The organism is Streptomyces humicola, from assembly GCF_024436035.1.
GTDB classification, from domain to species: Bacteria; Actinomycetota; Actinomycetes; order Streptomycetales; family Streptomycetaceae; genus Streptantibioticus_B; species Streptantibioticus_B humicola.
This window is the reverse complement of the sequence record NZ_JANFNG010000007.1, coordinates 1-21,979: the sequence shown is the minus strand read 5'-3', so window position 1 is coordinate 21,979 and position 21,979 is coordinate 1. Positions and strand designations below refer to the sequence as shown.

Here is a 21,979-nt window from a genome sequence, read left to right as displayed (position 1 = left end):
TGACCACCTATCCAGGAACGGCACTCATCCCATGGCTTCGGTCCCTTCCCTTTCCGCCTCGATCCAGCAGCGTGTCTCGGCCGCCCTCGCGGCTGCCGTGCCGTCGGCCGCCGGTGCCGACCCGCTGCTGCGACGCAGCGACCGGGCGGACTTCCAGGCCAACGGGGTGCTGGGCCTGGCCAAGCGGAACAAGGCCAACCCGCGGGAGCTCGCGACCCAGGTGGTGGGCGCCCTCCCGGCCGACGACCTGATCGCGGACGTCGAGGTGTCGGGCCCGGGCTTCCTCAACATCACGGTGGCCGACGCGGCGATCACCTCCACGCTGGCGGCGCGCGCCGCGGACGACCGGCTCGGGGTGCCGCGGGCGCAGACGCCGGGCATCACGGTGGTCGACTACGCGCAGCCGAACGTGGCCAAGGAGATGCACGTCGGCCATCTGCGGTCGTCGGTGATCGGCGACGCGATCGTGAAGATCCTGGAGTTCGGCGGCGAGACGGTGATCCGGCGCCACCACATTGGCGACTGGGGCACCCAGTTCGGCATGCTCATCCAGTACCTGATCGAGCACCCGCACGAGCTGGACCACGCGGCCGACGAGGCGCAGGCCGGCGAGGAGGCCGGCGAGGAGGCGATGTCGCGGCTGAACCGCCTCTACAAGGCCTCGCGCACGCTCTTCGACTCCGACCCCGAGTTCAGGGACCGGGCGCGGCGGCGCGTGGTGGACCTGCAGGCGGGCGACCCGGAGACGCTGCAGCTGTGGCAGAAGTTCGTCGACGAGTCGAAGATCTACTTCTACTCGGTCTACGACAAGCTGGACATCGAGATCCGCGACGCGGACATCGTCGGCGAGAGCGCCTACAACGACATGCTCGTCGAGACCTGCAAGCTGCTGGAGGAGTCGGGCGTCGCCGTCCGTTCCAACGGCGCGCTGTGCGTCTTCTTCGACGACATCAAGGGCAAGGACGGCGAGCCGGTCCCGTTGATCGTGCAGAAGGCCGACGGCGGCTTCGGCTACGCGGCGACCGACCTGTCCGCGATCCGCAACCGGGTTGCCGACCTGCACGCCGACACACTGCTGTACGTCGTGGACGCACGGCAGGCGCTGCACTTCCGGATGGTCTTCGAGACCGCCCGGCGGGCCGGCTGGCTCACCGAGGACGTCACGGTCAAGCATCTGCCGTTCGGCACTGTCCTCGGCAAGGACGGCAAGCCGTTCAAGACCCGTGAGGGCGAGTCCTTCCGCTTGGTGGACCTGCTCGACGAGGCGGTCGACCGGGCCGCGGCCGTCGTCCGCGAGAAGAGCCAGGACCTCACGGAGGCGGAGATCGCCGAGCGGGCCGCCGAGGTCGGCATTGGTGCGATCAAGTACGCGGACCTGTCGACGTCGCTCGGCCGGGACTACGTCTTCGACCTCGACCGGATGGTGTCGCTCAGCGGTGACACCAGTGTCTACCTGCAGTACGCGTACGCCCGTATCCGCTCGATCCTCCGCAAGGCCGGGGATGCGCGGCCGGTGGCCCACGCCGAGCTGCCGCTGGCTCCGGCCGAGCGTCAACTCGGGCTGTTGCTGGACGAGTTCGCCGAGACCATCGCCCAGGTGACCGAGGTCTACGAGCCGCACCGGCTCGCCTCCTACCTCTACGCACTGGCCTCGGCGTACACGACGTTCTACGACCAGTGCCCGGTGCTGAAGGCCGAGGGCGGCCCGGCGATGGTGGAGAACCGGCTGTTCCTCTGCGATCTCACCGCCCGCACCCTCCACCGGGGCATGTCCCTGCTGGGCATCCGCACACCCGAGCGTCTCTGACCACCCCGCAGGCAGCCGACCGTCACGCCCCCAGGCCGCGCAGCCGGTCCGGGGTTGCGTGGCGGTCGGTGAGCTGGCCGACCATCAGGCGGACGATCGTGACGACTTGAGGGTCGTCGACGAGATACACCTGGCGGCGGCCCTCACGGCGCGACCGTACGAGACCGGCCAGTTTCAGCTTGGCGAGATGCTGGCTGACGGCGGGCAGCGCGCCGCCGACGCGCTGGGCGAGGGTGCTCACATCGCATTCGCCCTGCGAGAGCACCCAGACGATGTGCAGGCGCGCGGCCGAGGCGAGCAGACCGAAGGACGCAGCGGCCTCGTGCAGCACCTCGGTGGAAGGGTCGGCGGCGCGCAGCACGTCCATCCGGCCCCTCCCCTCGCAGCGTCCTCGGCAAAGGGCTCAGTCTACGCGGTGCCGCAACCCGGGCAGCGATTCGGTGAGGCCGCGGATCAGCTCGTCCAGGCGTGCGGAGCGTATCCGGGCGGCGAGATCCATCGCCTTCTCGCCCACCTCGTGGGCTCCCTGCGGGTCGCCGAGCCGCAGCCGCGCCGTCGCCGTCCTGGCGAGGACCAGGCCGCGGGTGCGCACCTGGGCCGGGCGCAGCCGCTCGGCGGCGAGGGTGAGCGAGGCGACGGCCTGCCGGTGGTCGCCGAGGTCGAGGTGGCAGCTGCCGGCCTGTGCGTGGATGTCGCCCTCGTCGAGGTTGATCAGCCACTGCGGCTCGTCCTCACCGCGGCCGCGTACGCACAGATCGGCGGCGAGGCCGAGGGCGTTCAGCGCCTCGCGGCGCCGGCCGAGTCTGGCGTGGCCGCGGGCCTCCCAGGCGAGCAGGACCGAGCGCAGCCCGGGGGCGTCCAGGTCGCGCGTGCGCTCCTGGCCGGCGCGCACCGCGTCCAGCATGTCGCGCGGACGGCCGACGGCGTGGGCGCTGATCGCCAGGTGCACCAGCACCCCGGCGGCGATCCGCGCGTCGTCGGCGGCGTGAGCGGCGCGCAGGGCGGCGAACATCAGCCGCTGGGCGGCCGCCGCAGGGCGGCCGCCGTCGAGTTGGTACCAGCCCGCCTGTCCGGCCGCGTCCGCGGCGACGGCGGCGAGCCGCCGTCCCGTGTCCGTTCCGTAACGGCCGTGCCGCAACAGGCCCACGACGACCGCGAGATGGGCGGTCGCGGGCTGGGCGAGGCTGCCGCCTCCGTGCTCGTCATCCATGCGCCGCATCAGGTCGGTGGTCGCCTGTACCTGGTCGAGCAGGGCCGACGGCACCTCGGCACCGGTGTGCTGGGGGCGGGCGATGCGGTACGAGGGGGCGGTGGCCCAGCGCTGGACGTACGCGGAGAGCTCCGAGCAACGGGCAGGCGGCATGCCGGCGCCGGCTCGGCTCTCGGAGGAGACGGAGGTGGTCGCCTCCGAGAGCGCGGCGATGGCCTGTTCGGCTGTCCAGGGGGCGTCGGCCTCCGTGCTCCCCCTGCCCTGCGGGGGGACCCCCTCGGCGCGACGCGGATCGGCCTGGGCGGGAATCGCGGCGAGCGCTGCCGTACGGGGCACGGGCCTGCGCCTGGGTACGCGCACCAGATCGGCGGGGACGGCGAGGCCGTCGAGGAAGTCGACTATGCGGTCGATGCTGGTCAGCCGGCGGGCGCCCGATTCGAGCATGGACAGGAACCCCTGGCTGAGGCCGGTGAGCTGGGCCACGTCCTCCTGCCGGATCGAACCGCGCTGCCGCACCAGCCTGCTGACCTGTCCGAAATTCCAGGCCGCGAGCGCCTCACGCACCTCGGGGTCGGCCCAGACCCGGGCCGGGACCCGCGGGGTGTCGTCGGCCGGAGGCAGCTCGGCGCGCGCGCAGGCGCCGCACAGCTCATCGGCGTTGTACGCGCTGAGACGGCATCCGCACCTGCGGCATCGACGACTCGCGGCGGCCTCGGGCGCAACCGCAACCGGGGCACACAGCTTCTGCGTCGTCGTCATGGGGAGCGCTCCTCAGCAATTCAACAACCGCTCGACGCACGTCATGCGCTCCCCCGTCGAAACGTCTTCGTGCAACTCCCGTACTCTAAGGGGGAGTTGAGCATATGCGTTAATGCGGGGTCCCGGATGAGACAAGGGGGGGCCGGGGACTGCAGCCCCCGGCCCCCCCTTGTCATGAGCCCTGTCCTGAGGTCCGTCTACGCGAGTCGATGGGCGACTTCCGTGGCCCAGTACGTCAGCACCAAGCCCGCACCGGCCCGTCGCACGCTGGTGAGCGTCTCCATGATCGCGCGGTCGCGGTCGATCCAGCCGTTCGCCGCCGCCGCCTCCACCATCGCGTACTCGCCGGAGATCTGGTAGGCGGCCACCGGCACGTCCGACGCATCGGCGATCTGCCGAAGAATGTCCAGATAGGGCAGCGCCGGCTTGACCATGACCATGTCGGCGCCCTCGGCGAGGTCGAGCGCCAGCTCCCGCAGCGCCTCCCGCGCATTGGCGGGATCTTGCTGGTACGTCCTCCGGTCACCCTTGAGCGAGGAGTTGACCGCCTCGCGGAACGGCCCGTAGAACGCCGACGCGTACTTCGCCGTGTAGGCGAGCACGGCCACGTCCTGGTGCCCGGCGGCGTCCAGCGCCTTGCGGATCACGCCGACCTGACCGTCCATCATGCCGCTGGGGCCGACCACGTCGACGCCCGCGTTCGCCTGCACCCGCGCCATCTCGGCGTAGCGCAGCAGCGTCGCGTCGTTGTCCACCCGGCCGTGCTCGTCGAGGACACCGCAATGACCGTGGTCGGTGTACTCGTCCAGGCACAGGTCGGACATGACCACCAGCGCATCGCCGACCTCGGACTTCACGTCCCGGATGGCGACTTGGAGGATCCCGTCGGGGTCGGTGCCCTGCGAGCCGATGGCGTCCTTCGACTCCGGCACGCCGAACAGCATGATCCCGCCGACGCCGGCCTCCGCCGCTTCGACGGCGGCCTTTCGCAACGTGTCGCGCGTGTGCTGGACGACACCGGGCATCGTGGAGATCGCGGCCGGCTCGGTGAGCCCCTCGCGCACGAACGCGGGAAGGATCAACTCGGCCGGGTGCAGCCGGGTTTCGGCGACCATCCGCCGCATCGCCGGTGTCACCCGCAGCCGACGCGGCCGCGCCGCCGGGTACTCCCCGTATGCCCCTGCAGTGCTCATCCTCGGGCCCTCCTCCGTGCTCCGGGACGGCGCTCACTCGGCCGGGTGACGGGGTCACCAGCCTCCTCCGCGGCCACGCGGCGCGCCGTACCGAAGTCTGCCAGGGCCTCGGCGAGTGCGTGCACCGAAGGCTCGGGCGCCATCACGTCGACGCGCAGCCCGTGCTCCTCCGCCGTCTTGGCGGTGGCCGGGCCGATGCAGGCGATGACGGTGACGTTGTGCGGCTTGCCCGCGATGCCGACGAGGTTGCGCACGGTGCTCGACGAGGTGAACAGCACCGCGTCGAACCCGCCGCCCTTGATCGCCTCACGGGTCTCGGCCGGCGGCGGCGACGCGCGCACCGTCCGGTACGCGGTCACGTCGTCGACCTCCCAGCCCAGCTCGATCAGGCCGGCGACCAGCGTCTCGGTGGCGATGTCGGCGCGCGGCAGGAAGACCCGGTCGATCGGGTCGAAGACCGGGTCGTACGGCGGCCAGTCCTCCAGTAGCCCGGCCGCCGACTGCTCGCCGGACGGCACGAGATCGGGCTTGACGCCGAACTCGACGAGCGCCTTGGCGGTCTGCTCGCCGACCGCGGCCACCTTGATGCCGGCGAACGCCCGCGCGTCCAGGCCGTACTCCTCGAACTTCTCCCGCACCGCCTTGACCGCGTTCACCGAGGTGAAGGCAATCCACTCGTAGCGGCCGGTGACCAGGCCCTTGACCGCGCGCTCCATCTGCTGCGGCGTGCGCGGCGGTTCGACGGCGATCGTCGGCACCTCGTGCGGCACGGCACCGTAGGAACGCAGCTGCTCCGAGAGCGAGGCGGCCTGCTCCTTGGTGCGGGGCACCAGCACCCTCCAGCCGAACAGCGGCTTGGTCTCGAACCACGACAGCCGACTGCGCTCGCCCTGCGTGGGGTCACCGACCACGGCTATCGCCGCCTGGCCCGGCTCGGGCGACGGCAGCACCTTGGCTGCCTTCAGCACCGCCCCGACGGTGCCGAGCGTCGCAGTCCAGGTGCGCTGCCGGGTGGTGGTGCCGCCGACGGTGACGGTCATCGGGGTGTCCGGCTTACGGCCGGCCGCAACCAGTTCGGACGCGGCGCCCGCGACCGACTCCAGCGTGGTGCTGACGACGAGCGTCGCGTCGCTCGTTCCGACCTCGCTCCAGCAGCGCGCGTCGGCGGAGGCGGCGTCGATGAACCGCACGTCGCGGCCGATCGGCACGCCCGCGTAGGCGGGGACGCCCACGGCGGTGGCCACGCCCGGCACGACATCGAAGGGGATGCCGGCCTTGGCGCAGGCGAGCATTTCCTCTGCGGCGTCGCCGTCGAGTCCGGGGTCGCCTGCTACCGCACGTACCACCCGCTTGCCGTTGCTCGCGGACGCCATGACAAGCTTGGAGGCATGCGCGGCGATGCCGGACGCACCGTCAAGCGCTGTCAGTTCGGGTGCCTCCGTGGCCGCCCGCGCGTGCTTGCGCACCACCTCGAGCACCTGCGGGTCGGCGACGAGGACGTCCGCGTCGGCCAGCGCCTCGACGGCGCGCAGCGTGAGCAACCCAGGGTCTCCGGGCCCGGCCCCGAGGAAGGTGACGTGCCCTTGGGCAGGCTTGTGCGTGGCGGTGGGGCTCAAAGTGCTCGCTCCCCCATCAGACCGGCCGCGCCCTTGGCCAGCATCTCCTGTGCGAGCTCGCGGCCGAGTGCGGTCGCTTCCTCGCGGGATGCCGGCAGGGGGCCGGTGGCGGACATCTGCACCAGCGAGGTGCCGTCGGTCGTGCCGACGACGCCGCGCAGGCGCAGCTCGGTTACAGGCCCGTGCTCGTCGTCCCGTTCGATGTCTGGCTCGGCGAGCGCGCCCACGGGGGCGGAGCAGCCGGCCTCGAGGGCGGCGAGCAGGGATCGCTCGGCGGTCACGGCGGCCCGTGTGAACGGGTCGTCGAGCTCGGCGAGCCGGGCCGTCAACTCCGTCTGCCCGACGGAGCATTCGACGGCCAGCGCTCCCTGTCCGGGAGCGGGCAGCACCACATCGGTGTGGAGCAGCTCGGTCGCCTCGTCGAGGCGGCCGATGCGGCTGAGGCCGGCGGCGGCAAGCACCACCGCGTCCAGCTCACCGGAGGCGACGTATCCGATGCGGGTGTCGATGTTCCCGCGGATCGGCACCGTCTCGATGCGCAGGCCGAGGGTGCGCGCCCACGCGTTGAGCTGCGACATCCTGCGCGGCGAACCGGTGCCCACCCGCGCGCCGTCCGGCAGTTGCGCGAACGTCAGCCCGTCCCGGGCGACCAGCACATCGCGCGGGTCCTCGCGGAGCGGGATCGCGGCGATCAGCAGGCCGTCGGGGTCGGCGGTGGGCAGGTCCTTCAGCGAGTGGACGGCGAAGTCGATGCGTCCTTCGAGCAGGGCGTCGCGCAGCGCCGAGACGAAGACGCCGGTGCCGCCGATCTGGGCGAGCGCCTCCCGGGAGGTGTCGCCGTAGGTGGTGATCTCGACCAGTTCGACGGGCCGGCCGGTCAGCTTGCTGACCTGCTCGGCGACCTGGCCGGACTGGGCCATGGCGAGCTTGCTGCGCCGCGTGCCCAGCCTGAGGGGGGTGGTGAGGGTGGTCATGCCCGGTCTCGCTTCGGGTCGCCGGTGTCGGCCCGGCTGACGGCGGCGACCGCCTGCGGGTCGAGGTCGAACAGTTCGCGCAGCGCGTCGGCGTACCCGGCACCGCCGGGTTCACCCGCCAGCTGCTTGACCCGCACGGTGGGCGCGTGCAGGAGCTTGTCGACGACGCGGCGCACCGCTTGGGTGATCTCGGCGCGCTGCCTGTCGTCCAGGTCGGGGAGGCGCCCGTCGAGGCGGGCGAGTTCGGAGGCGACCACATCGGCGGCCATGGTGCGCAGCGCGACGACGGTCGGGGTGATGCGCGCGGCGCGCTGGGCGGCGCCGAACGCCGCGATCTCGGCAGAGACGATCCGCCGCACCGCATCCACGTCCGCGGCCATCGGCTCGTCGGCGGCGGCTGCCGCGAGGTCCTCGATGTCGACGAGGTGAGCGCCGTCCACGTCGTGCACCGCGCCGTCGACGTCCCGCGGCATGGCGAGGTCGAGCAGCCCGAGCGGCAGCGGGGAGGTACGGGCGGCGAGCGCCGTGACGACGGCGTCCTTGTCGAGGACGAGCCCGGTGGCGCCGGTACAGGAGACGACGATGTCGGTGCCGGCCAGCTCGGCGTGCACCTCGGTGAAGGGTACGGCGCGCCCGCCGACCGAGGCGGCGAGCCGCTCGGCGCGGTCCTGCGTCCGGTTGGCGACGACGATCTCGGTGACCCCGGCGCGCGCCAGGGTCGCCGCGGCGAGCGACGACATCGAGCCGGCCCCGACGACGAGCGCACGCCGGTCGCCGAGGTCGCCGGCGTCCGCGTCGATGCCCTTGGCGAGCTCGGCGAGGCCGAAGGTGACCAGCGACTGGCCGGCCTTGTCGATCCCGGTCTCGCTGTGGGCACGCTTGCCGACCCGCAGCGCCTGCTGGAACAGGTCGTTGAGGACGCGGCCCGCGGTGTGCAGTTCCTGCCCGAGCAGGAGCGCGTCCTTGATCTGGCCGAGGATCTGGCCCTCGCCGACGACCATCGAGTCCAGTCCGCAGGCCACGGAGAACAGGTGGTGGACGGCGCGGTCCTCGTAGTGCACGTACAGATGCGGGGTGAGCTCGTCGAGCCCGACGCCGCTGTGCTGGGAGAGCAGCGTGGACAGCTCGGCGACGCCCGCGTGGAACTTGTCCACGTCGGCGTAGAGCTCGATGCGGTTGCAGGTGCCGAGGATCGCGGCCTCGGCGGCGGGCTCCGCGGCGAGGGTGTCCTGCAGCAGCTTGGCCTTGGCGTCCTCGCTCAGCGCGGCGCTCTCCAGGACGCTGACCGGTGCGCTGCGGTGGCTCAGGCCTACGACGAGCAGACTCATGCCGGCATCACGACGGGCACGTCACCGTCAGGTCCTGGTCGTTCGCTGCGGTCCACGGCGGCCTTGGGCAGGCTCGTCGGCGCAACCGCGCCGCCGAGGTCCTCACCGGCCTTGCGCTGCTCGTGGAAGGCGAGAATCTGCAGCTCGATCGAGAGGTCGACCTTGCGTACATCGACGCCGTCGGGAACCGACAGCACGGTCGGCGCGAAGTTGAGGATCGAGGTGACGCCCGCGGCGACGAGCCGGTCGCAGACCTCCTGGGCGGCGCCCGCCGGGGTCGCGATCACGCCGATGGAGACCTGGTTGTCCTCGATGATCGCTTCCAGCTCGTCTGTGTGCCGGATCGGCAGCCCGGCGACCATCTTCCCGGCCTGCGCCGGGTCGGCGTCTATCAGCGCCGCGACCCGGAAGCCGCGGGAGGCGAAGCCGCCGTAGTTGGCGAGCGCCGCGCCGAGGTTACCGATACCGACGATGACGACGGGCCAGTCCTGGGTGAGGCCGAGCTCGCGGGAGATCTGGTAGACGAGGTATTCGACGTCGTAGCCGACACCGCGCGTGCCGTACGAGCCGAGGTAGCTGAAGTCCTTGCGGAGCTTGGCGGAGTTCACCCCCGCAGCGCTCGCCAGCTCCTCGGAGGAGACCGTGGGCACGGATCGCTCGGACAAAGCGGTGAGCGCCCGCAGGTACAGCGGAAGCCTGGCGACCGTGGCCTCGGGAATCCCTCGGCTCCGGGTCGCCGGTCGGTGAGTTCGGCCAGTTGCCACGATGCTCCTGCGGGTAGAGCTGGGCTGCGGACGGCCACGCTGCATGAAGCCGCCCTGTGTACGCCAGGCTATGTCTTTGTGAACGCGTGCACAAAGATAGTGTCCGCTTTGTCCGTGGGAAGTGACGGGCATCACGCACCCCCATTACGGACAATCGCAACCATTCGACTGGCCGGATCGTTCCCTTCGGCAGCCTGTGAGGCGGATGTGTCCCCCGGTGCACGGTCGCCCGCCCTCCCCGAGCGGCCGATCCACACGGCGTCGTCCCCCGGCGTGCGCGGCAGCCGCGGCCACCGCACCGCCTGCGCCTCGGCCAGCCGTCCGTCGTCCTCGGGCGAGCAGCGCGCCAGCAGCTGGCCCGACGCCCGTGCGTCGCCGAGCGCGGTGTGCGCAGCCCACGACGGCAGACCGGCGGCCGCCGCACAGGCGCGCAGCGAGAGCCCATAGGGAGATGACGGAAGGTGCTCTTGCGCCAGACGCATCGTGCACAGCTCGGGCACCTGCGGCAGCTCAACGCCCACCCGCGCGTACTCGGCGGCGAGGAACGCCCGGTCGCACCCGACGTTGTGGCCGACGAGGACCCGGCCGCGCAGCAGCCCGAGCAGCCGCGGCGCGATCTGCGCGAAGCGCGGGGCCCGGATCAGGTGATGCTGCTCGATGCCGTGGATGTGCGTCGGCCCGACCGGGCTCCCGGGGTCCACGAGCGTGCTGAACTCACCGTGCGGCCGGCGCTCCCGGTCGAGCAGCACCACCGCGAGCTCGACGATCCGGTGCCTGCGCGAACTCGACCCGGTGGCCTCGATGTCCACCACGGCGTATCCCCCGCATCCACCGGACCGACCAGGGATGCCCAACGCCCCCTGGAGCCCGAGCGAGAGCACGCGCTCACCTTCCTACGTACGCCCCCTCGGCCAAAAACCACTCGATGGTAATCGAATACGCGAGCAGTACGGAACCAGTCGCGAGCGGCTCAAGATCCGCGTTGACCCACGTTGACCGAGGTCGGCGGCGGTCAGCCGCCCAGCGCCTTCCTCAGGCGCTTCTCGTCGACACGCCAGAAGTCGTGCTGCGCCCCGTCGACGAGCACGACCGGAATCTGCTCCCAGTACTTGCGGTACAGCTCCTCGTCCTGGGTGATGTCGCGCTCCTCCACGGACGCGCCCAGCTCCGAGGCGACCTTCTCGATCACCCCTCGCGCGTCGTCGCACAGATGGCAGCCGGGCTTGCCGATCAGCGTGACCGTGCGCCGCTGCGGCGGCTGTGGAGTCCTGTTCATTCGGCCCATTGTGCCCTCACGCACCTCCGTAACGGCATCGACGCGAAGAGTTCATACGACCGGAGCGTGCCAGTTCCGGGGAGGCACGATGCCAGTGGATATGCTCACCACATGGCCGGTCTGGGATGGCTCACCACGCGTAGGCGCTCCGCGACACCGCGAAGCGTCCTGGCAGGCGAGGCTGCCGCCGAGGCCGCGCTCGCCGCCCCCGAGAAGGAGCAGGCGGGAGAGGCGGAGATAGCCGGGCAGGCCGCCGAGTTCCCGGTCGCCGGCGACCCGCGAGCCGCCGCCTTCTTCGACCTGGACAACACGGTGATGCAGGGCGCGGCCCTCTTCCACTTCGGGCGCGGCCTGTACAAGCGCAAGTTCTTCCACAGCCGCGACCTGGTGCGCTTCGCCTGGCAGCAGGCGTGGTTCCGGCTGGTCGGCATCGAGGACCCTGCCCACATGGAGGACGCGCGCAACAGTGCCCTGTCGATCGTCAAGGGCCACCGCGTCGAGGAACTGATGTCCATCGGCGAGGAGATCTACGACGAGTACATGGCCGGCAAGATCTGGCCGGGCACGCGCGCTCTCGCCCAGGCCCACCTCGACGCCGGACAGCGCGTCTGGCTGGTGACCGCCGCCCCTCTCGAGACCGCGACGATCATCGCACGGCGGCTCGGCCTCACCGGCGCGCTCGGCACGGTCGCCGAGTCGGTGAACGGCGTCTACACCGGCCGGCTCGTCGGCGAGCCGCTGCACGGCCCCGCCAAGGCGGAGGCGATCAAGGCGCTCGCCGCCGCCCGCGGCCTGGACCTGTCGCGCTGCGCCGCGTACAGCGACTCCTCGAACGACATCCCGATGCTCTCGCTCGTCGGCCACCCCTACGCGATCAACCCGGACAGCACGCTGCGCAAATACGCACGCGAGCACGATTGGCGGCTGCGCGACTACCGCACGACGCGCAAGGCCGCCCGGATCGGGCTGCCCGCGGCGGCCGGGGTGGGCGCGGTGGCGGGCGGCGCCGCGGCGGCCGTGGCGCTCCAGCGCCGCAAGCGCTGACCGTATGTCTTACCCCTTCTGGCGCCCCGTCAGTCGCACGACTGACACATAGCCACAACACGCGCTTGACCCGAGCACGGGGCGATGGAAAGCGGTCAAAATCCGTCTCTCGTTCGATAATTGATCGATTGTCATTCCGGCACGGACTAGACGCAACCGACGAATTCAGCAACTCGGTGTAGCGTCGTCTGCACGAAGCGTTATTCTCCTCTGACGCACACCGGTACCCACGCGTCCCTACGGCGGGTGAACGGTCCCGTACTGCACGTGATGGAAAGTTCTGCCTCTGGGAGTCCCGTGTACCCACTCGTCGGGGTTGAAGCCTCAGGCCTGGCCGCGCTCCGCGCACAGGTGGCTCTGCGCCTGCGCCTCGTCCCCGCGTACGCCGTCCCCGCGTACGCCGCCTCAGGACCTGTCACACCAGCCGCGGGCGCCTACGCTCTCGCCGCCGGCAGCGCCCCCCTCTCGGCCGGCATGGGCAAGCCTGCGCTCGGCAGACGAACCGCCCGCCACGGCAACCCGGCGCAGCGCACCGGGACGCAGAGCGGACGCGCCACAGCCGGACCCCGCGCCGGCGCGGGCACATCCTCGCGCCGACCCCCGGCCGACAGCGACTCCATGCGGATGATGGAGCTGGTCGAGCGTGCCCAGGGCGGCGAGACCGAGGCCTTCGGCCGCCTCTACGACCACTACTCCGACACCGTCTACCGCTATATCTACTACCGGGTCGGGGGTAAGGCGACGGCCGAGGACCTGACCAGCGAGACCTTCCTGCGCGCCCTGCGCCGCATCGGCACCTTCACCTGGCAGGGCCGCGACTTCGGCGCCTGGCTGGTCACCATCGCCCGCAACCTGGTCGCCGACCACTTCAAGTCGAGTCGCTTCCGGCTCGAAGTGACCACAGGCGAGATGCTCGACGCCAACGAGGTGGAGCGCAGTCCGGAGGACTCCGTCCTCGAATCGCTCTCCAACGAGGCGCTGCTGCAAGCCGTGCGCAAGCTCAACCCGCAGCAGCAGGAGTGCGTGACACTCCGTTTCCTGCAGGGACTCTCGGTGGCCGAGACCGCGCGGATCATGGGCAAGAACGAGGGCGCGATCAAAACCCTGCAGTACCGCGCCGTGCGCACCCTGGCCAGACTGCTCCCTGACGACGCACGGTGACCGCTCACAGACGGACCGCGCCTCATGGCGCGGCGGTCATCGCGACCGTTCTGAACTGCTCTTTTCCGACTATGGGGATGTTCCGGTCGGATCATCACGCCCGCGTAACCCGGCTGGCGCGCCGCTCGTTGCATGGAGTGCGGGCTCCCCGCGATCGCACCCTGTTCCGCTCCACTCACTCGAAAGAGTGGATGCCCTCAAGGTGCGCAACCCTTCGGGCACTTCGGGGAGTCGATGGTGATGACGAGAGGAGGTGCCGCCCGTGATCGGCCAAGCAACGGCGCACCGGCGGGCGAACGCCTTCGCCAAGGCCCTGGAGGGCTCCGGCGAGCGCGAGACGCACGCAGCGGACCGGCGCGCCGATCCTGCGCAGGAGCGGCTGCTGGCCATGGCGAGCGCACTCGCCGACGTCCCGAAGCCGGATCTTGCCCCCGAGGTGAAAACGGTCCAGCGGGCACAGCTGATCGCCGCCATGGAGGCCGCGATCGCCGACGGCACGCTGGATACGAGCGGACGCGTTCCAGAGCAGCGCAAGGGTCCGGGCGCCCACCGCGCCGTCGGCCTGCGCAGGCTGCGACCGCGCTCGCGCTGGTCGCGCAGGCTCGCCGCGGGCGGGCTCACCGTCGGGGTCGCCGCCGGGGCGTTCGGAGGCGTAGCCGCCGCGAGCACCAACGCGCTGCCCGGTGACACCCTGTACGGGCTCAAACGCGGCATGGAAGACCTCCGCCTCGGCATGGCCAACGACGACGCCGGCCGCGGCCGGGTGCTGCTCGACATGGCCTCGACCCGAATGCAGGAGGCCCGCCGCCTCATGGAGCGTGGCCGTTCCGGGCCGCTCGATGCCGACTCGGTGCGCGAGGTCGGCAGGGCGCTGGTCGGCATGCACAAGGAGGCCGCCGAAGGCCACCGGCTGCTGAGCGGTGCCTACCAGCGCAACGGCTCGCTCACGTCGATCGAGGCGCTCAACGACTTCTCGCGGACGAACGGCAGCACGTGGGGCCAGCTGCGTCGTCAGCTGCCGCCCCAGCTCCATGAGGTCGGCGCCCAGGTGACCTCGGTCTTCGACGCCATAGAGCGGGAAGTCGCCCCGCTGCAGAGCCTGTTGCCCCCTGCGCCCGGCAGCGGCTCCCGCCATCACCACAGCGATACGGGCTCGGGGGAGGGCGGTTCGTTCTCCAACGGCACCGGCCACCCATCGTCCGGCAGCGGAGCCGGGTCGCACAGTGGCGCCTCCGGGCACGGCAAGAACACCGCGCCGTCGCCCACGGACGGGACCGGCGGCGCGGGCCAGGGGCTCATCGGCGGCTCCGGACTGCTCAACAACCCGGCACCGAGCGTCAGCCCGAGCTCCTCGTCCGGCAAGAGCAGCTCCGGCCAGCCCTCGCAGCCGGGTGTCACCATTCCGCCGCTGCTACCGGGCATCCTGCCCGGCATCGGCATCACGGGCGGCGACTCATCGAAGTAGCCGCCGCCACGTCGACGCAGCGCTGCTCGGGCTTCGGAAGAAGACGCGTCAGAAGAAGACCGAGCGGCGCTGCACAAGCAGCTTGTAGAGCGTGTGCTGGATCGTCTCCCGCACCTGGTCGGTGAGGTTGAACACCAGCATCGGATCGTCCGCCGCCTCCGGCGGGTAGTGGTCCGTCGGGATCGGCTCGCCGAACTGGATCGTCCACTTCGTCGGCAGCGGCACCATCCCCAGCAGCCCCAGCCACGGGAACGTCGGCGTCACCGGGAAGTACGGCAGACCCAGCAGCCGCGCCAGCGTCTTCGCGTTCCCCACCATCGGGTAGATCTCCTCGGCCCCGACGATCGAGCACGGCACGATCGGCACCCCGGTGCGCAGCGCCGTCGACACGAAGCCGCCGCGCCCGAAGCGCTGGAGCTTGTAGCGCTCCGAGAACGGCTTGCCGAGCCCCTTGAAGCCCTCGGGCATCACCCCGACCACTTCGCCGTTCCCCAGCAGCAGTTGCGCATCCTCCGCGCACGCCAGGGTGTGCCCGGCCTTGCGCGCCAGCTCGTTGATGAGGGGAAGCACGAAGACCAAATCGGCGGCGAGCAGTCGCAGATGGCGGCCGGACGGGTGGTGGTCGTGGACGGCGACCTGTGTCATGAGCGCGTCCCACGGCAGCGTCCCGGAGTGGTTGCAGACCACGAGTGCCCCACCCTGCGACGGGATGTTGCCGACCCCCTTGACCTCGATCCGGAAGTAGTTGTCGAACAGCGGCCGCAGCAGCGACATGAGCACCTGGTCGGTGAGCTCCTCGTCGTAGCCGAACTCGTCGACCTCGTAGTCCCCGGTGATCCTGCGGCGCAGGAACGACAGGCCGCCGGCGACCCTGCGCTCCCAGCTGCCACCGAGCAGCCGGTCGGCCGCGCCTCCGAGCGCGTCCGTGAGCATCCCGACCGGCAGCGGCAACGACCCCGGCGAAGGCGCCGCGTGTGCGGCGTGTGCGGCCTCCTCCTGCGCCGGCTCGGCGGCGGTGTCGCCGCCGTCGCCGCGGCCCGCGCCGGAGGCGGACTCCGCTCCCTCCTCCTGCCGGGCCGTTGCACGCCGCAGCCCACGCCTGCGCGGCGCCGTGCCTTCGGAGTGCTCCTCGGCCGGCACCGCGGTGAGCTCCGGCTGCCCGGCGGGCGCATTCTTGCGCCGTCCACCGGCCGCCCGTCCACCGGGCCGTGCCGTGCCTCGGCGCGAACGGGTGTCCTCGTCGAGCGGGATGACCTTCGCGTCAGCCATGGTTCGGCTCCTCCTCGTACGGGCGGTGGACGCCGGCCCCGGGAAGCATCGCGGCGACCGTGTCGACGGCGTGGGCGAGCCGCTCCGGCGGCAGCAGCCCGGGCCCCCGGCCGACGGCGAAGTCGTGGAAAGTCCCCGCGGTGGTGAATTTCGGCGTGAATCCGAGCGTCTCACGCATCTGTGTGGTGTCCACTACCCGGCCGTGCGTCAGCAAACGGATTTGCTCGGGCGAGAAATCGGTGATGCCGACATTGCGCATCATGGAGCCGAGCAGCGTCACGGCGGGCAGCAGCACCGGCACGGTCGGCTTCCCCAGCCGCCGCGCCGTCTGCGACAGCAGCAGCACCCCGTCGCCCGCGATGTTGAACGTGCCGCTGTTGAGCGTGCCGCGGGCCGGATCCTGGGAGGCCACGATCAGCACCTCGATGACGTCGTCCTCATGGACGAACTGCAGCCGCGGGTCGTAACCGAAGACCGTCGGCAGCACCGGAAGCGAGAAGTACTCGGCGAGCGGGGAGTCCGCGCTCGGTCCGAGGATGTTGGCGAAGCGGAGCACGGCGACGGCGACGTCGGGGCGGCGCCGGGCGAAGCCGCGTACGTAGCCCTCAACCTCGACTGCGTCCTTGGCGAAGCCGCCGCTCGGCAGGGACTTCGGCGGCGTGGTCTCGGTGAACACGGCAGGGTCGCGGGGCGCGGAGCCGTAGACGTTCGTCGTCGACTTGACCACGAGCCGCCGCACCGCGGGCGCCTTCTGGCATGCGCCGAGCAGCTGCATCGTGCCGATGACGTTGATCTCTTTGACGGTGGCCCTGCCGCCGCGGGCGCGGCCGAGCGGCGTGCCGTTGACGTCCATGTGGACGACGGTGTCGACCGCGTGCTCCGCGAGCACCTTGGCGATCATGGGGTGCCGGATGTCGGCGCGTACGAACTCGGCCCCGCCGAGATGGTGTTCGGGAGGCACCGCGTCGACGGCGATCACCCGGTCGACGTCGGGCTCACGCTGGAGACGCCGTACGAACCGGCCGCCGAGCCTGCGGGCCACTCCCGTGACGAGCACGACCTTGCCCAAGATCGAAGCCTTCCTTCTCACCCGGCCTGGGGCGGCATCGAACCGATGTCACCAGCTGTCACCGTATCGGTTCGATGTTGCGCTGTGATGACCTGGGGATGCGGGAAGTGACGGCTTCCACACGCACGGGTGTCGAGACGGGTACGCCACGCGCGTCATTGCCCGTGGACCGCTGCCCGTGCGCCCGTCCGAACGCCGCTGCCCTCCGCCCCCGCCGCGAGTGCGGTGGGGGCGGAGGGCAGGAGAGCAAACCTGGGGCTCGCTTACTTCTTGTTGCGGCGCTGCACTCGCGTGCGCTTGAGCAGCTTGCGGTGCTTCTTCTTGGCCATGCGCTTACGGCGCTTCTTGATGACTGAGCCCACGACTACCCTCGCTCATGATCGGAATCACTCGGTGCGGGGCGTCGGAGCCCACACGACCTACGTCGGCCAAGACTACCCGTCGAATCGCAACGGGTGTAATCCGGGGTTCATCCGGGCGTCGGAGGCGTCACGGCAAGGGTTGACCCCAGGGTCCGCGCGAGGGCCAGGGGCTAGGCCGACTCGACCCCTACGTAGGACTCCCTCAGGTAGTCGTGGACGGCCTGTTCTGGGACCCGGAAGGACCTGCCCACCCGGATCGCGGGCAGATGACCGCTGTGCACCAGCCGGTACACGGTCATCTTGGAGACTCGCATCACCGAAGCCACCTCGGCCACGGTCAGGAACACGACCTCGTTGAGAGGCCTCTCGACAGACGCCATGTCAACACCTGAACCTTCCGCACATGACGGCCACCGGCTTCCCCTCCGGCGACTCCTGCAGGCACGTGCGCTCACCCCCCAGATTAGGTGCGGGTGAGGCAAGTGGGGAAGAGGAGTAACGTTCGGTCGCCTACTGTGACAGACACGCTCGATTGAGTACATAGCGAGTAAGCGGTCGGTAGTAAGCAGGCCGCACAGCGTCATCAAGGGGAACGGCGACCGACACCCGTCCCTCGGCTTCGCCCACGAACACCGCGGGATCGTCGGCGTCGGCGAGACCGATCGCTTCGACACCCAGCTGACCAGCCCCGCAGACCCATCCGTGGTCCCCGATCACCAGGGCCGGCAGCGGGCCTCCCCCGTCGGCCGCGGCAGCGAGCGCCACCCGGACGGGCAAGGGTGAATGGGTGTGCACGCCGGTCATACGGCCGTTACCTCGCGCGCCCGCCGGACGCACCACCGCGACCCCTTGTACGTAGTCGAGCGTGTGCGTGCGTAGACCGAACCGGGTCGAGATGTCGACACATCGACCATACGCGGGGGTGAGAACACGACATCCCACTGCCGACAGCGCCGACGCCAAAGTGGCGTAGAACCCCAGGAGCCGCTCCGGATGCCCGGTACCGAAGAGCACCGGCACCCGACCCACCGCAGCGATCGCGAGCCGCTCTGCGAAGGCATCGAGCGCCGCCACCGTACGATCGGGATTGATCAAATCTCGACCGGTTCTGTAACCCGGATCCGGCGACACGCCGCACCGGTCCGCCATCAACGTCAACAGCTCGCCCGGCGTCCACCTCCCCTCCGGGTCAAGACCGATCAGATACTGCGGATCCCGCTCCGCGAACATCCGATAGCTGCGGAGGATCTCCTCCCGGGGCGTGGCAACGGGACCGGCCAACCGGGCTGCCAGCAGATGCGCGCGCAGCGCGCCGGAAGTCAGCACCCCCCGATCGTGGCGCGATGCCACGACGTCATGCAGACATATCTCCAAATCCCGCCAGGACAAGGCCCGTTCGAGTGAGACCGTGCGCCACGGCGTTTACGGCGCCCACGGCGCTCACGGCGTTTACGACGGCGTTCACAGAGGACTCACGGCAGCAGCCCGTGCAGCGGGAACACGGCCCGGCGCGTCGCCAGCACCGCCTGGTCGAGCCGGTCCGCCGGGTCGTACCCCGCCTCCTCGAACCCACGCCACACCGGGGTCCGCCCGTCCGTCATCCGCAGCGGGGCGCTCTGCCGCGTCCGCCGGTAGACCTCCGCCCGCCACTCCTGCGGTGTCTCCGCCTCCGGCGGGACCGGCCGGCCCGCGGCAAGCGCCGTCAGATGCGTCCAGCTCCGCGGGACGACGTCCACCACCGCGTACCCGCCGCCGCCCAAGGCCACCCACCTGCCGCCTGCGTGCTCGTGCGCCAGCTCATGACACGCCTCCGCGACCACCCGCTGCGCGTCCAGGCTGACGGCCAGATGCGCCAGCGGATCCTCGACATGCGTATCGGCACCGTGCTGCGAGACCAATACCTGCGGGCGGAACGCCGCCACCAGCTCCGGCACCACGGCGTGGAACGCCCGCAGCCACCCCTCGTCCCCCGTGCCGGCCGGCAGCGCCAGATTCACCGCACGCCCCTCGGCCTGCGGACCGCCCGTCTCCTCCGGCCACCCGGTCTGTGGGAACAGCGTGCGTGGATGCTCGTGCACTGAGATCGTCAGCACCCGCGGATCGTCCCAGAACGCCGCCTGGACCCCGTCGCCGTGGTGCACATCCACATCGACGTACGCGACACGCTCAGCGCCCAGTTCCAGCAACCGCGCGATGGCCAGCGCCGCATCGTTGTAGACACAGAAACCGGATGCCGCACCGGGCATCGCGTGGTGCAGCCCGCCCGCGAAGTTCACGGCATGATCGACATCGCCGCGCCACACGGCCTCCGCCGCCCCCACCGACTGCCCCGCGATCAGCGCCGACACCTCGTGCATGCCGTTGAAGGCGGGATCGTCCTCCGTCCCCAGTCCGTACGCCGGATCCGCGTCCATCGGATCGGTGGAAGCGAGGCGCACGGCATCGATGTAGTCCTGCCGGTGCACCAGCCGCAGTGTCGACTCCCCGGCGGCCGGGGCCGACACCACCCGCATGGCCCTGGTCAGCCCGAAGGCCTCGATTAGCGATCTGGTCAGCGCGAGCCGCACCGGGTCCATCGGGTGGCTCGGCCCGAAGTCGTAGCCGGTAACCGCGTCATCCCACATCAACTGCCCGCGCCCGCTCATGTCCGACACCGTACCGGTCAGGTTTGACACCGAACGAACGGGCGTAAAGCAGTGTCGCGAGTACAAGCACCATCGGGACGAGCATCGCGGCCCGGTAGTTCCAGGCGTTGCCGATCGCACCCACCAGCGGGGAGCCGACGAGGAACCCGACGTAGTTGAAGACGTTCAGCCGCGCGATGGCCGTGTCGGACGCGCCCGGGAAGAGCCGTCCCGCGGCGGCGAAGGTCTGCGGAACGATCACGCACAGCCCGAAGCCGAGCAGCGTGAAGCCGAGCATCCCCACCCACGCACCGGGCGCCGCGGCCACCACGGCGAACCCTGCAGCCGCCACCACGCTCCCGAAGCGGACGACGGGCACCGGCCCGAAACGCCGCACGCCCAAGTCGCCCACCGAGCGCCCGAGCAGCGTGGTCACCATGTAGACGTTGTACGGGACGGTCGCCAGCTGCTCCGAGCTGTGCAGGATGTCCTGCAGGTACTTGGCGCTCCAGTTGGAGACGGTCGAGTCGCCGATGTATGCGAACGCCATGACCAGGCAGAGCGGCAGCAATGGACGGAACCCGACGCCGGCCCCCTCCCCGGCCTGGTCAGTGACGCCGGGCTGCGCGCCCGGCTCCTGGTCGACGAACCAGCGCCCGGCAACCCCCGCCATCGGAATCAGCACGGCAACCGCCGGCCCGTACAGCACCACAAGCGGCAGATGCCAGTGCGCGCCCACCCATGCAAGTGACGCGCCGGTGATCCCGCCCAGGCTGTACGCGGCGTGGAAGCCGAGCATGATGCTGCGGCCGTAGGCCCGTTGCAGGCTCACCCCGAGCATGTTCATGGACGCGTCCAGGCCACCGACCGTGATCCCGAAGAGTGCAAGCGTCAGCGCGCACTCCCACAGCGCGTTCCCGGCGCCGACGCCCGCGAGCGTGAGGCAGACGACGGGCTGGACGCAGCGCAGCACGACCGTCGGCCGCACTCGCTTGACGATGTGCTCGGTGGTGACGCTGCCGACGCCGGCGAGCACAGGCACGGCGGCGAGGAAGAGAGGCAGGAGGGCGTTGGAGATGCCGTAGCGAGCCTGAATGGCAGGGATACGGGTCACCAGAAGTGCGAAGACCGCCCCCTGCACGAAGAAGCTGACAGCGAGCGATGCCCGGCCGTGCCGCACGCGTGCGTCCATGGGGCTGGAGCGTACGGGCAGGGCCTACTGATTGGTATCCCCTGGCTGATCCTGGTCCGTCCGCTGCGTCAGCGGACGTATCAGCAGAGCAGGGCGGAAAGCGCCGACATGTCGGTGAACAGCGCATTCGCACCCGCGAGTTCAGCCGCCGAGGTCATCGCAGCGAACCCGAACACATCCATCCCGGCTGCCGCGGCCGCCTGCACACCCAGCGGGCTGTCCTCCACGACGGCACATCGCGCGGGCGGCACGCCCATCACCTCCGCCGCATGCAGGAAGAGATCCGGCGCCGGCTTGCCCCGGCCGACGTCCTGCGAGCTGAAGATACGTGACTCGTCAAAATGCGCGTACAGACCGGTCTTGCGCAGTGCCACGCGGATCCGCTCGTGGCTCCCCGACGACGCAACACAGAACGGCACACCGTCCGCAGCGAGCTTGCCGAGCACGTCGGCGACCCCGGGGACGGGCGTCAACTCGAGCCGGAACGCGGCGAACACCCTGGCGTGGAAGGTCTCGTCGAAGTCGGCGGGAAGCTGCTTACCCGAGCGCTCCATCACGAGGTCGTGCACGCGATGCACCGCGGCACCCATGTAGTCGCGAATCGAGTCCTCGTACGAGGTGGGATGGCCGAGTTCGGTCAGGTAGTCGGCCAGGATCCGGTTGGAGATCGGTTCACTGTCGACGAGCACACCGTCGTTGTCGAAGATGACGAGGTCGTACCGCATTCATTCACTCCAGCATTCGCTCGCTCTGGTCGGCAACGCGAAGAAGCCCTTCCTGGGGATCACTCCCCAGGAAGGGCTTCTTTCTCAATAATTGTTCGGCGGCGTCCTACTCTCCCACAGGGTCCCCCCTGCAGTACCATC

21 protein-coding genes are annotated in these 21,979 nt (G+C 70.7%); 4 read left to right on the top strand and 17 right to left on the bottom strand.

What is annotated here, in order from left to right:
• Nucleotides 1-31: 31 nt before the first annotated feature.
• Entirely contained in the window at nucleotides 32-1,807 is a 1,776-nt protein-coding gene (gene argS, locus NGB36_RS11575; RefSeq protein WP_255920124.1) for an arginine--tRNA ligase, read from the top strand.
• 22 nt (nucleotides 1,808-1,829) lie between these two features.
• On the opposite strand, the gene NGB36_RS11570 is transcribed toward argS, so the two are convergent.
• From NGB36_RS11570 to NGB36_RS11530, 9 genes are all read right to left on the bottom strand, one after another.
• Nucleotides 1,830-2,174, bottom strand: a complete 345-nt coding sequence (locus NGB36_RS11570) for an ArsR/SmtB family transcription factor (RefSeq protein ID WP_255920123.1) — start codon at nucleotides 2,172-2,174, stop codon at nucleotides 1,830-1,832.
• Between the two features lie 36 nt (nucleotides 2,175-2,210).
• Entirely contained in the window at nucleotides 2,211-3,776 is a 1,566-nt protein-coding gene (locus NGB36_RS11565) for a helix-turn-helix domain-containing protein (protein ID WP_255920122.1), read from the bottom strand.
• 197 nt (nucleotides 3,777-3,973) lie between these two features.
• Complete coding sequence (hemB, locus tag NGB36_RS11560; protein ID WP_255920121.1) at nucleotides 3,974-4,969, bottom strand: porphobilinogen synthase; 996 nt, start codon at nucleotides 4,967-4,969, stop codon at nucleotides 3,974-3,976.
• Nucleotides 4,966-6,585 carry a bifunctional uroporphyrinogen-III C-methyltransferase/uroporphyrinogen-III synthase gene (locus NGB36_RS11555; protein WP_255920120.1) on the bottom strand — a complete coding sequence of 540 codons (1,620 nt, stop codon included), beginning with the start codon at nucleotides 6,583-6,585 and terminating at the stop codon, nucleotides 4,966-4,968. Before NGB36_RS11555 ends, hemB begins: the two co-directional genes overlap by 4 nt.
• Nucleotides 6,582-7,559 (bottom strand): hydroxymethylbilane synthase, encoded by a 978-nt coding sequence (gene hemC / locus NGB36_RS11550; protein WP_255920119.1) that lies wholly within the window; start codon nucleotides 7,557-7,559, stop codon nucleotides 6,582-6,584. The genes NGB36_RS11555 and hemC overlap by 4 nt, the downstream gene beginning before the upstream one ends.
• On the bottom strand, nucleotides 7,556-8,887 hold the full coding sequence (locus NGB36_RS11545; RefSeq protein WP_255920118.1) for a glutamyl-tRNA reductase: 1,332 nt from the start codon (nucleotides 8,885-8,887) through the stop codon (nucleotides 7,556-7,558). Before NGB36_RS11545 ends, hemC begins: the two co-directional genes overlap by 4 nt.
• Nucleotides 8,884-9,651, bottom strand: a complete 768-nt coding sequence (locus NGB36_RS11540) for a redox-sensing transcriptional repressor Rex (protein ID WP_255920117.1) — start codon at nucleotides 9,649-9,651, stop codon at nucleotides 8,884-8,886. Before NGB36_RS11540 ends, NGB36_RS11545 begins: the two co-directional genes overlap by 4 nt.
• A 131-nt stretch (nucleotides 9,652-9,782) precedes the next feature.
• Nucleotides 9,783-10,463: a 3'-5' exonuclease gene (locus NGB36_RS11535; RefSeq protein WP_255920116.1), complete on the bottom strand. Its 681-nt coding sequence runs from the start codon at nucleotides 10,461-10,463 to the stop codon at nucleotides 9,783-9,785.
• Between the two features lie 200 nt (nucleotides 10,464-10,663).
• On the bottom strand, nucleotides 10,664-10,927 hold the full coding sequence (locus NGB36_RS11530) for a glutaredoxin family protein (RefSeq protein ID WP_372509414.1): 264 nt from the start codon (nucleotides 10,925-10,927) through the stop codon (nucleotides 10,664-10,666).
• Nucleotides 10,928-11,038: 111 nt separating this feature from the next.
• Here NGB36_RS11530 and NGB36_RS11525 point away from each other — a divergent pair, with 111 nt between their 5' ends.
• The 3 genes from NGB36_RS11525 (at nucleotide 11,039) to NGB36_RS11515 (ending at nucleotide 14,597) form a co-directional block, all read left to right on the top strand.
• Nucleotides 11,039-11,971, top strand: coding sequence for an HAD family hydrolase (locus tag NGB36_RS11525; protein WP_255920114.1), 933 nt, complete (start codon nucleotides 11,039-11,041; stop codon nucleotides 11,969-11,971).
• A gap of 297 nt (nucleotides 11,972-12,268) precedes the next feature.
• Complete coding sequence (locus NGB36_RS11520; RefSeq protein ID WP_255920113.1) at nucleotides 12,269-13,132, top strand: ECF subfamily RNA polymerase sigma factor, BldN family; 864 nt, start codon at nucleotides 12,269-12,271, stop codon at nucleotides 13,130-13,132.
• A gap of 262 nt (nucleotides 13,133-13,394) precedes the next feature.
• Entirely contained in the window at nucleotides 13,395-14,597 is a 1,203-nt protein-coding gene (locus NGB36_RS11515) for a DUF5667 domain-containing protein (protein WP_255920112.1), read from the top strand.
• A gap of 48 nt (nucleotides 14,598-14,645) precedes the next feature.
• Here the strand turns inward: NGB36_RS11515 and NGB36_RS11510 are convergent, their stop codons facing one another.
• The 8 genes from NGB36_RS11510 to NGB36_RS11475 form a co-directional block, all read right to left on the bottom strand.
• Entirely contained in the window at nucleotides 14,646-15,866 is a 1,221-nt protein-coding gene (locus tag NGB36_RS11510; protein WP_255920111.1) for a lysophospholipid acyltransferase family protein, read from the bottom strand.
• Nucleotides 15,859-16,935 (bottom strand): NAD-dependent epimerase/dehydratase family protein, encoded by a 1,077-nt coding sequence (locus NGB36_RS11505; protein WP_255920110.1) that lies wholly within the window; start codon nucleotides 16,933-16,935, stop codon nucleotides 15,859-15,861. Before NGB36_RS11505 ends, NGB36_RS11510 begins: the two co-directional genes overlap by 8 nt.
• 263 nt (nucleotides 16,936-17,198) lie before the next feature.
• Nucleotides 17,199-17,297, bottom strand: a complete 99-nt coding sequence (locus tag NGB36_RS11500; protein WP_003948845.1) for a 30S ribosomal protein bS22 — start codon at nucleotides 17,295-17,297, stop codon at nucleotides 17,199-17,201.
• 170 nt (nucleotides 17,298-17,467) lie between these two features.
• Entirely contained in the window at nucleotides 17,468-17,677 is a 210-nt protein-coding gene (locus NGB36_RS11495) for a helix-turn-helix domain-containing protein (RefSeq protein ID WP_255920109.1), read from the bottom strand.
• A gap of 130 nt (nucleotides 17,678-17,807) precedes the next feature.
• A complete protein-coding gene (locus NGB36_RS11490) occupies nucleotides 17,808-18,623 on the bottom strand; it encodes a phosphatase (RefSeq protein WP_255920108.1) in 816 nt (271 codons plus the stop codon).
• 146 nt (nucleotides 18,624-18,769) lie between these two features.
• Complete coding sequence (locus tag NGB36_RS11485) at nucleotides 18,770-19,942, bottom strand: acetoin utilization protein AcuC (protein WP_255920107.1); 1,173 nt, start codon at nucleotides 19,940-19,942, stop codon at nucleotides 18,770-18,772.
• Entirely contained in the window at nucleotides 19,911-21,113 is a 1,203-nt protein-coding gene (locus NGB36_RS11480) for an MFS transporter (RefSeq protein WP_255920106.1), read from the bottom strand. Before NGB36_RS11480 ends, NGB36_RS11485 begins: the two co-directional genes overlap by 32 nt.
• 80 nt (nucleotides 21,114-21,193) lie before the next feature.
• Nucleotides 21,194-21,838 carry an HAD family hydrolase gene (locus NGB36_RS11475; RefSeq protein WP_255920105.1) on the bottom strand — a complete coding sequence of 215 codons (645 nt, stop codon included), beginning with the start codon at nucleotides 21,836-21,838 and terminating at the stop codon, nucleotides 21,194-21,196.
• Nucleotides 21,839-21,979 lie beyond the last annotated feature (141 nt).